At 69.8% G+C, this 8,880-nt stretch carries 11 protein-coding genes and 1 pseudogene; 3 read left to right on the forward strand and 9 right to left on the reverse strand.

Going from position 1 to position 8,880, the window contains the following annotated elements; all coding sequences use genetic code 11:
- Window positions 1-568: pseudogene (locus DJ73_RS17865) on the reverse strand (serine/threonine protein kinase); the annotation flags it as partial.
- Window positions 569-579: 11 nt separating this feature from the next.
- The gene (locus tag DJ73_RS17870; RefSeq protein WP_094524103.1) at window positions 580-888 is read right to left on the reverse strand and encodes a 30S ribosomal protein S24e; all 309 of its coding nucleotides are present in this window, start codon (window positions 886-888) and stop codon (window positions 580-582) included.
- Between the two features lie 207 nt (window positions 889-1,095).
- On the opposite strand from DJ73_RS17870, the gene DJ73_RS17875 reads away from it, so the two are divergent.
- Complete coding sequence (locus DJ73_RS17875) at window positions 1,096-1,683, forward strand: hypothetical protein (RefSeq protein WP_094524104.1); 588 nt, start codon at window positions 1,096-1,098, stop codon at window positions 1,681-1,683.
- 42 nt (window positions 1,684-1,725) lie between these two features.
- Here the strand turns inward: DJ73_RS17875 and DJ73_RS17880 are convergent, their stop codons facing one another.
- Genes DJ73_RS17880 through DJ73_RS17900 form a run of 5 tightly spaced genes read right to left on the reverse strand, consistent with a single transcriptional unit; the run spans window position 1,726 to window position 4,883 of the window.
- A complete protein-coding gene (locus DJ73_RS17880; RefSeq protein WP_094524105.1) occupies window positions 1,726-2,328 on the reverse strand; it encodes a GTP-dependent dephospho-CoA kinase family protein in 603 nt (200 codons plus the stop codon).
- Between the two features lie 44 nt (window positions 2,329-2,372).
- The gene (gene spt4 / locus DJ73_RS17885) at window positions 2,373-2,570 is read right to left on the reverse strand and encodes a transcription elongation factor subunit Spt4 (RefSeq protein WP_008001262.1); all 198 of its coding nucleotides are present in this window, start codon (window positions 2,568-2,570) and stop codon (window positions 2,373-2,375) included.
- On the reverse strand, window positions 2,570-3,145 hold the full coding sequence (locus DJ73_RS17890; protein WP_094524106.1) for a DNA-directed RNA polymerase: 576 nt from the start codon (window positions 3,143-3,145) through the stop codon (window positions 2,570-2,572). The genes spt4 and DJ73_RS17890 overlap by 1 nt, the downstream gene beginning before the upstream one ends.
- 21 nt (window positions 3,146-3,166) lie before the next feature.
- Complete coding sequence (locus tag DJ73_RS17895) at window positions 3,167-3,637, reverse strand: PIN domain-containing protein (protein ID WP_094558653.1); 471 nt, start codon at window positions 3,635-3,637, stop codon at window positions 3,167-3,169.
- 1 nt (window position 3,638) lies between these two features.
- Window positions 3,639-4,883, reverse strand: a complete 1,245-nt coding sequence (locus DJ73_RS17900) for a translation initiation factor IF-2 subunit gamma (protein ID WP_094527598.1) — start codon at window positions 4,881-4,883, stop codon at window positions 3,639-3,641.
- A gap of 677 nt (window positions 4,884-5,560) precedes the next feature.
- Here DJ73_RS17900 and DJ73_RS17905 point away from each other — a divergent pair.
- Together DJ73_RS17905 and DJ73_RS17910 are read left to right on the forward strand one after the other, a co-directional pair.
- A complete protein-coding gene (locus DJ73_RS17905) occupies window positions 5,561-6,100 on the forward strand; it encodes a DUF5810 domain-containing protein (protein WP_094558654.1) in 540 nt (179 codons plus the stop codon).
- Between the two features lie 36 nt (window positions 6,101-6,136).
- Window positions 6,137-6,574, forward strand: a complete 438-nt coding sequence (locus DJ73_RS17910) for a DUF5809 family protein (RefSeq protein WP_094558655.1) — start codon at window positions 6,137-6,139, stop codon at window positions 6,572-6,574.
- 144 nt (window positions 6,575-6,718) lie between these two features.
- Here the strand turns inward: DJ73_RS17910 and icd are convergent, their stop codons facing one another.
- Together icd and DJ73_RS17920 are read right to left on the reverse strand one after the other, a co-directional pair.
- Window positions 6,719-7,981, reverse strand: a complete 1,263-nt coding sequence (gene icd / locus DJ73_RS17915) for an isocitrate dehydrogenase (NADP(+)) (RefSeq protein ID WP_094558656.1) — start codon at window positions 7,979-7,981, stop codon at window positions 6,719-6,721.
- A gap of 96 nt (window positions 7,982-8,077) precedes the next feature.
- Window positions 8,078-8,880 (reverse strand): glycosyltransferase (locus tag DJ73_RS17920; protein ID WP_094558657.1); only part of this gene is annotated, 803 nt, incomplete at its 5' end.

Below are 8,880 nucleotides of genomic sequence, written 5' to 3' on the forward strand. Positions count from 1 at the left end.
GCTCGGCGGCCGCCTCCGCGGCCGCGGCCTCCACCTTCGGCCCGCCGGGGTGGTCCCAGCCGACGTGGCGCGTGAACTTGTCGATCGCGTTGCCGACGCCGGCGTCCATCGTCTCGCCGAGCACGCGATAGCGACCGTCGTGGTAGCCGAGCAGGTGCGCGTTCGCGCCGGAGGCGTTCAGACACACCGGGTTCTCGAAGCCGGACTGGTGGCGGCCGATCTCCAGGTGCGCCACCATGTGGTTGACGCCGACGAGGGGGACGTCGAGCACCCCGGCAAGCGCACGCGCGGCCGTGGCGACGGTCCGGAGACAGGGGCCAAGCCCCGGTCCCTTCGAGAAGGCGACCGCGTCGATCGCATCCGGGCCGTGCTCGGTCTCGGCCGCCGTCAGGACCGCGTCGACGACCTCTGGGATCGCCTCGGACATGTGTTCGGCGGCCTCGCGCGGATGAATCCCGCCGCTATCCGGTTCGTACGGGTTCGATTCGATGAGAACGGAGTCGGTCTCGGCGTCGTACAGCGCGGCGCTCGCACACCACGCGGTCCCCTCAATACCGAGAACGCGCATCCGGCGCGCCGTCAGGCCTCTTCGGCGTCCGCGTCGGCCTCGTCGCCGATCTTGTTGCGCTCGAGCATGTGCTCCTGTTCGACGTCGAGCGCGTCCTCGGCGGTGTCGTACACCTTCGCGTAGCCGACCGTCTTGCGCATGCCGAACTTCGTGTTCAGCTCGTGGACGACGACCTCCTCGGAGGCCTTGTCAAGCTTGGCCGCGAGCGAGTCGCGGACCGAGAGCCGGGAGGGCGTCGCCTCCTCGTGAGTCGTCTCGAATCGAATGTCCGTGCGGTGCAACATCGGGTTCTCCTCTTCGGAGATGATATCGACGTCCATGGTTCAGTTAAGCGTATATCCCCTCGAAAGCTGTAAAAGGATTTCGAAGCGGGGGTGAGGGCGGAGTCGCTCCCCTCACGCCCGCGATCTGGGATCGTCACTCTCGATCACCGCGCCGACGACGCGCCCCGGGCCGACGGTCGGGGAGGCGGCCCGAGCGACCGCCGGAGACACGGTTTAGTCCGATTAGCACCAACCGTCGGTCGGATGTCCGACGACACGGAACCGTTCGTCGAGCCGACAGAGCGCACCCGATACGACCTCCTCCGGTCGAAACACGTCATCGTGCCGCTGTCCGTCCGGACCAAGCTCCGGGTGTGCGGTCTCCTCGCGCTGTTGGCGGCGCTCGTCGGGCCGGTCACGGCGGCGCTCCCGGTGGCGGTCAGGGAGACGTACTTCGCGGGGAACCCGACGATGACCCGCCTCGGGGCCGTCGCGGCCGTGCTCGTCGGCGTCGTCGGTCTGGCGGCCGCGAGCGTCGGACTCACCGTCGTCGCCCTGTACGTCGACCGCCATCCCGACCCGAGCGAGGACCGGACGTGGACGCTCATCGCGGTCGAGGACGCGGCATCCGGGTTCGGCTTCGTCACCGGAACGCTGGGCGTCGTCTCCGGCGGCGCGATCCTCGCGAGCGGCCTGTGGGGCACCGCCGCGGTCCGGCGGCTGACGGATCTCGGGATCGAGCCGTACCTCGTCTACGAGCCGTTCCCCGCCACGCCGCGGCTCACCGCGGCCGCCGGGCTCGTCGTCGGTCTCGGAGCGCTGGCGTCGAGTGCCTACGTCGACCCGCCGTGAGCGCGGTCGCGATCAGAACCGAACGGGGCCGTCGTCAGCCGGTTACCGGTCGCGGTCGGGCGCGATCCCCAGCGCCTCGTAGGCCGCCTCGACGTCGCCGTCGAGCCCCTCGAACAGCGCTCGCGCCTCCGCGCGGGACTCGGGCGTGACCGCGACCCGGACCATTCCCTCGCCGGGCTGACCGTAGACGACGCTCGCGCCGTCGGGCGCCGCGAGGATCGCCGGGAGCGCGGCCAGGTCCTCTTCGCCCGTCACCTCGACGATGACCGGCTCGCCCGCATCGAGCGCGTCGCGTAGCGCCGAGAGCAGCGCCGCCGACAGCGACGCGGCGGGGTTCTCGACGCGAACGCGGCGGTCCTCGGCGGCCGCGAGCGCCGACTCGATCTCCGCGCGGACCGCCTCCCGTTCGGTCTTCCCGTCGATCAGCGCGACGTCGGGGACGCGGCCCGCCTCGCGGAGGTGGTACGTGACCACGTCGCCGACGGCGACGATGGGGGCGTCGGGGGCGCCCGAGCCCGCGGCGCCCCCGTCTCCGTATTCGGCCGCCGTCTCCGCCGCCCCCGCGAGCAGCTCCTCGGCGTCAGTCGTCACCGGGCCGAGCGGCTCTTTGAACGCGTCGCGCATGGAGTCTGGAAGGGTGAGCATGAGTCGGGTGCGTGTGACTCTCGGTCTTTGCCGCTCCGGCGTCGCTACCGTACCTTCAGCGCGTACGAGCCGGCCTTCGTGACGTTCATCTCCTCGGCGATCTGACTCTCCTCGGGTTTCGTGATGATGACGTAGCCCGCCCAGTCCTCCGTCAGCGACGACGACCCGCAGTGCTCGCAGGTCTGCGAGTCGGGGTCGTTGACGTGGTGGCACTCACGGCAGGCGAGGCGGTCTTCGGCCATCAGTCGGCCTCCTCACCGGTCTGCTCGCGGTGAAGCCGCTTTCCCTCCAGCCACTCGTGTTTCCCGAGCCCCGGCTGCTTCGCGGTGAGCCCGATCTTCGAGTCGCGAGGGTTGCGCTCGTCGATGCTCTTTGTCACGACGCGGACCCGGACGGCGTCGTCCACGCCGAGGGTCTTGTCGGAGTCCGAGGAGGCGAGCTGCTGGTTCGCCCCGTCGAACGTGAGGTACTCGTCGGTGATCTGCGAGACGTGGAGCAGGCCGTCTACCGGCCCGATCCCGACGAAGGCGCCGAACTCGACGGTCTCGACGACCGTCCCGTCGGCGACCTCCTGCATGTCGGGGTCGTACGTCAGCGCGTCGAACTCGGCCTCGTAGTAGACGCCGGGGCGGTTGTGTAACACCGCCCCCTCGCCGATGTCGTGGACGTCGATGACGCTCACGACGCTGCCGACGTCCTCGTCCATTCGTCCTTCCAGTTTGTCTTGGAGCAGGGCTTTCACCCGCTCGTCGGTGACGTCCGCCAGGTGTTTCGGCGGCACCTCGACCGTATCCTTGAGTCGAACTCGTTTGTACATGTTCTTGGTTGTCCGCGTCCGCTAGGGTTCCGTTATCGCCAGTGCGTTCCGACCCCTTAAACCGATTACTGGTGCGCCCGCCTCCAGCACCCGGTTCGCCAGCGGTCGATCGTTAGTGACGACGCCGTCGACCCGGCCCTCGGTGACCAGTTCGACCAGCGCGTCGTCGGCGTACGATTCGTCCGTCGCCACCGTCTCGGCCCGCGCCGCGAGGTCTGCGCCCACGCTCGCCGCGGTCGCTTCCTCGCCGTTTCCACCCTGTAACCGCTCCAGCTCCGAGACGACCGCCGCCGGGACGACCGCCTCGTACGCGCCGAGGAGACGGTCGAGCTCCTCGAACAGCCGCAGGTTCGCCTCGACCGGCGCCATCAGCGCGCTCGCGTCGAGCGCGACGACCGGGGCGTCGTCGGGGCCGTCGTCCGCGAGGACCGCGGTCGGAGTGTCGCCCGTGCGAGCCGAGTCCGAACCGTCCGCGCGGGCGTCGTCCGTCACGCTACGAGAGCGTCCCGACGCCGATGAGCCGCCAGCGCGCGCCGACGCGCCGGTTGATCGCGATCTGCGCGCCCTCCTCGGCGCAGACGGGCCGCTTGAGGCTCACCTCGCACTCGCCGTCGCGCGCGCTGGTCACCGCGCCGACCGTCGTCGCGGTGCCGACCGTGAGCATCAGGGGCTCGCCGGTGCTGATCTCCTCGATGTCGCTCTCGCCGCTCTCGTCGTCCTCCTTGCCGACGACGCGGTCGAGGAGGTCGACCTGCATCTCGAACTCGTTGCGCGTCGGCGGGAGCGTCCCGGGCTCGCCGGCGACCTGCCCCGCGAGCGCGTCGCCCTTCGTCAGGCTCGGGTCGAGCCCGGTGCCGACGCCGAGCAGCCCGCCCGGCCGGGCCGACTCCACGTCGTTGCTGCCGGCCTGCAGCGAGCGGACGGTCGTTTCGAGCGGCCGCCACTCCGTCTGGCCCTCCTCTTCGACCTCGCGACCCGGACGGATCTCCAGCCCGTCGCCGACCGACAGCTCGCCGCTGACGAGCGACCCGCCGACGACGCCGCCCTTGAGGTCCGCCGCGGTCGCGCCCGGCCGGTTGATGTCGAACGATCGCGCCGCGTACATCCGGGCGTTCTCGCCGGGGTCGCGGTCGGGGGTCGGGATCTCCGTCTCGATCGCGTCGATGAGCAGGTCCAGGTTGACCTCCTGTTGGGCCGAGACGGGGACGATCGGCGCGTCCTCCGCGACCGTGCCCTCGACGAACTCTTGGATCTGCCGGTAGTTGTCGACCGCGCGGTCGCGGTCGACCAAGTCGACCTTGTTCTGTGCGATGACGACGTTCTCGATCCCGATGAGGTCGAGCGCCATCAGGTGCTCCTCCGTCTGCGCCTGCGGGACGTCTTCGGTCGCGCTGACGACCAGCACGGCGCCGTCCATGATCGAGGCGCCCGAGAGCATCGTCGCCATCAGCGTCTCGTGACCCGGGGCGTCGACGAACGAGACCGTCCGGATCGGCTCGCTCTCGGAGCCGTCCTCGCACTCCTCGTCGACGGTGTAACACTCGGGCGCGTCGACGCCGGGACAGCGCCGGAACGCCGCGTCCGCGTACCCCAGCCGGATCGAGATACCGCGTTTCATTTCCTCGCTGTGCTGGTCGGTCCACGAGCCGGACAACGCCTGCACGAGCGTCGTCTTCCCGTGGTCGACGTGACCGACGAGACCGATGTTCACCTCCGGTTGTGTGTTGGCTTCAGTCACTGTTGGACCTCCTAACGGAGTAGTCTTACCGGAAATTCGCCCCGTGCGAGTGATAAAGTTGCTGTTATAGTGGCGATAGGGGCGTCGCCCGGCACGCCCGAGAGCGACGACGCGAGACGGACGCCCGAGAGCGACGGCGACGATCACTTATAAACCAGCGTGCGGTGCGGTGGCGCGTGCCTGCGAGGCCGCCTCGCGGCCGAGCCGCGAGGGACCGCAGGTCCCTCTGGAAGCCGGCGCTACGCGCCGGCGACAGCCCGCGCGAGGGAGCCCGCGGTCGCCATCGGCGACCGCGGCGAGGCTGGGGAGGTGTGAGGCTGCGGTGCCGTGCGGTCGGGTGGGACTCAAAGGGGCGGCCGCGAGGGCGAAGCACGACGACGCAAGCACTGCAGGGAGCGAGTGAAACGAGCGACTGAAGCGCGCAGCGAGTCGCGCGAGTCCTCGCGGCCGGGGCTTTGGAGGTGTTCACCGCTGCTCCGCAGTCACACATTTATAACCGAGCGGCCGGGGCTTTGGAGGTGTTCACCGCTGCTCCGCAGTCACACATTTATAACCGAGCGGCCGGGGCTTTGGAGGTGTTCACCGCCGCTCCGCAATCACTCGCTTATAAACAAACGTCGTCATCTCCGTATTCGTCCGACGCCAATTTACGCTTCACGCGCGAACCCGGGCACATAATGGGATACGCGTGCCCCGTCTGCGAGACTCCCCAGCGCGACGGCGAACACCTCGCGCATCACCTCGCCTTCACGGCGATGCTCCACGGCGACGACCACGAGGCGTGGCTCGACGACCGCGTCCCCGACTGGAGCGAGCAGGACCCGGCCGGGCTCGCCGCCGAAGTAACTCCTCGCGCCGAGGACGCCGAGTACCACGAGGTGTTCGAGGACACCGTCGACCGCGGGCGACCCGACGTCGATCTCGGGGACCACGACCACGCGGGAGGGGGCGGGGCCGGACACGGCCACAGTCACCAGGCCGGCCGCGACGCCCCTCGCGCCGGGGGCGCCGTCAACGAGTCGGGCGCGACGGACCCGGAGACCGAAGCCGCGCTGCGCGAGGCCCGCGAGCTGACGCGGAAGATGTTCGAGGACGGCGAGGGCGACGAGGAGGCCGACGCCGATCGCGACGACGCCAGCGGCGACGTCGATGATCCCGACGCCGACGACCCTGCCACCGACGACCCTGCCAACGACGACCCCGATCCGTCCGCGTAACGGAACGCCCTTTTCAGTCGGCGACCAACGCGGCGTATGCACACCAGAGGGACGTTCGCTCCCGAGACCCGCGCCGACGCGCTCGAACGCTACGAGGAGGTCGGCCCGGTCGCGCAGGTCGTCGTCCGCGAGGCGACGAAGGCGATGGAGTTCGGCGCCGACGAGTACGACGAGCGCGTCACGCCGGAGGTCGTCCGGACCGCCCGCGACGCCACCTTCGCCGAGCTGCTCGCGGTCCACGTCGGCGACGAGGCCGAGTTCGACGCGTGGCTCGCCGACAGCGAGTTCGACGCCGACGACGTGGTCCGGATCGGCTCCGACAACGTCGACAACCTCGTCTGGCACCCGATCCCCTTCGCCGACACCGTGGTCGCGGCGACGTTTCAGGAGGAGCCCGACGCGGCCGCCAGCACCCTCCGCCGGAACGCGTTCGGGCGCGTCTACCGCGAGGAGTTCTACGAGTCCGGGCGGTAACTCCCTCGGCGCTATTCTTCCCGGCGCCGCGGCTCAGTGTCGGAGCGGCGCAGTACAAAAAACGAACCGAGGCGGTGAGCGGCGCTTACGCGAGCTTCTCGATGTTCTCGGAAATCGAAGATTTCCGAGCGCTCGAAAAACTGTCTATGACCGTTTTTCGATGTTCTCGACGACGGCGTCGGCGAACTCGCTCGTCGCGAGCTTCTCGCCGCCCTCGATCTGCCGGTGGAGGTCGTAGGTGACCTTGCCGGACGAGATGGTCTCCTCGACGGCCTCGCGCACGAGGTCGGCGGCGTCCGACCAGCCGAGGTAGTCGAGCATCTCGCGGCCGGAGAGGATCATCGCGGTGGGGTTCACCTTGTCCTCGCCGGCGTACTTGGGCGCGGAGCCGTGCACGGGCTCGGCGAGACAGCGACCGTGACCGCGGTTGATACCGGGCGCGATGCCGAGGCCGCCGATCTGCGCGCCGGCGGCGTCGGACATGTAGTCGCCGTTGAGGTTCATCGTCGCGATGACGGAGTACTCGTCGGTGCGGGTCAGCAGCTGCTGGAGCATGTTGTCCGCGATGCGGTCCTTGACGACGAGCGTGCCCTCGGGCCGCTCGCCGTCGTGCTCCACCCAGAGCTGGTCCTCGGTGATGACGTCGTCGCCGTACTCCTCCTCGGCGACCTCGTAGCCCCAGTCGCGGAAGGCTCCCTCGGTGAACTTCATGATGTTCCCCTTGTGGACGAGCGTGACCGAGTCGCGGTCGTTGGCGAGCGCGTAGTCGACCGCCTCGCGGATGAGGCGCTTCGAGCCGAACTCGGAGATGGGCTTGACGCCGATGCCGACGGGGCCGTCGTGGATGACGTCGGCCACGTCCATGTCCTGTTCGAGGAAGTCGCGTACCTCCTCGGACTCGTCGGTGCCGGCCTCCCACTCGATGCCGGCGTAGACGTCCTCGGTGTTCTCCCGGAAGGTGACCATGTCCATCTCCTCCGGGTTCTTGACCGGCGAGGGAACGCCGTCGATGTAGTAGGTCGGGCGGACGTTGGCGAACAGGTCGAGCGTCTTGCGGAGCGCGACGTTCAGCGAGCGGAAGCCGGCGCCGACGGGGGTCGTCAGCGGACCCTTGATCGCGACGCGGTGGGTGCGGATGGCCGAGACGGTGTCCTCGGGGAGGTTCTCGTCGTACATCTCTCGGGCGCTGGCGCCGGCGTAGACGCGCATCCACGCGATGGACCGCCCGGTCGCCTCCGCGGCCGCGTCGAGGACCTGCTGCGCCGCCGGCCCGACGTCGGTGCCGATCCCGTCGCCGTGGATGATCGGGATGATGGGATTCGACGGGACGTTCAGCTCGCCGGTCTCCTCGTCGGCGAGCGTGATCGCCTCGCCGTCGTCGGGGACGTCGACCTTATCGTAGCTCATGAACGTTCGTGCGTTGTCGGACCCGCGTAAAGTGCCTGCCGTTTTGTAGCGCGCGCCGAACCGCCCGACAGCGCCGGATTCAGGCTGTTATCCGGCTCACCGCTCCACGACCTCGACGTCGAACATCGACCGCCACCGGTAGCGTCGACCGCCCCAGACGAACGTCCGACGCGCGAGCGCGTACGCGAGCAGTGCCGGCGAAATCAGGACACCCGGACCGGCGAGCAGGAACGTCGCCCGTCGGATCCCGAACCTCGCGTACGCCGCGCCCGACAGGGCCGTGACGAACGCCACGCCCGCTATCGGCGCCAGCAGGCACAACGCCGCGAGGCCGACCGAGAGGAGGAGGTTGACCGCGGCCGCCGCCGGCTCGTGGTGTCGCGTGATCTGGAAGAAGCGGACGAACCGCTCCAGCGACTCGCGCGTCGACCCGCCCGCCGCGACGGTTCGGGCGCGGTCGGCGGCGCTCACGTCGAGGTGCTCCGCGAGGGTCCCGTCGTCGCTGACGGTCCGGCGGAGGTCGCCGAGGAGGGCGCCCTCGTCGAGGTCGTCCCGTTCGAACACGACCGCGCCGCCCCACGCGATTCCGCCGCGGGAGAGCGGCAGCGTCCCGCCGATGACGTACGCCGGTTCGAACAGCCGACCGAGCGGGTCCGCTCCGACGAACACGGGGACCTCCGTCGTCGGTCCCTGTCGATCGTAGTCGGCGTTGAGCTCCGCGAGCCACCCCTGCGGGTGACGGAAGTCGTCGTCGGTCCAGACGATCCGGTCGTGTCCGGCGGCCTCCATGCCGGCGACGATCGCGTTCGACTTCCCCGAACACCCCTCCGGCTCTCCCGCGACGACGACGCGGACGCCGTCCGGCAGGCTGTCGGCCTCCCCAGCGCCGCCATCCCGTC

Source organism: Halorubrum sp. Ea1 (assembly GCF_002252965.1).
Lineage (GTDB): Archaea > Halobacteriota > Halobacteria > Halobacteriales > Haloferacaceae > Halorubrum.

What these genes read in the sequence shown, in the direction of transcription:
- DJ73_RS17875 (WP_094524104.1), top strand. Translation starts at nt 1,096, where the DNA reads ATGTCCGACGACACGGAACCGTTCGTCGAGCCGACAGAGCGCACCCGA.
- DJ73_RS17905 (WP_094558654.1), top strand. Translation starts at nt 5,561, where the DNA reads ATGGGATACGCGTGCCCCGTCTGCGAGACTCCCCAGCGCGACGGCGAA.
- DJ73_RS17870 (WP_094524103.1), bottom strand. Translation starts at nt 888, where the DNA reads ATGGACGTCGATATCATCTCCGAAGAGGAGAACCCGATGTTGCACCGC.
- DJ73_RS17910 (WP_094558655.1), top strand. Translation starts at nt 6,137, where the DNA reads ATGCACACCAGAGGGACGTTCGCTCCCGAGACCCGCGCCGACGCGCTC.
- spt4 (WP_008001262.1), bottom strand. Translation starts at nt 2,570, where the DNA reads ATGGCCGAAGACCGCCTCGCCTGCCGTGAGTGCCACCACGTCAACGAC.
- DJ73_RS17890 (WP_094524106.1), bottom strand. Translation starts at nt 3,145, where the DNA reads ATGTACAAACGAGTTCGACTCAAGGATACGGTCGAGGTGCCGCCGAAA.
- DJ73_RS17880 (WP_094524105.1), bottom strand. Translation starts at nt 2,328, where the DNA reads ATGCTCACCCTTCCAGACTCCATGCGCGACGCGTTCAAAGAGCCGCTC.
- icd (WP_094558656.1), bottom strand. Translation starts at nt 7,981, where the DNA reads ATGAGCTACGATAAGGTCGACGTCCCCGACGACGGCGAGGCGATCACG.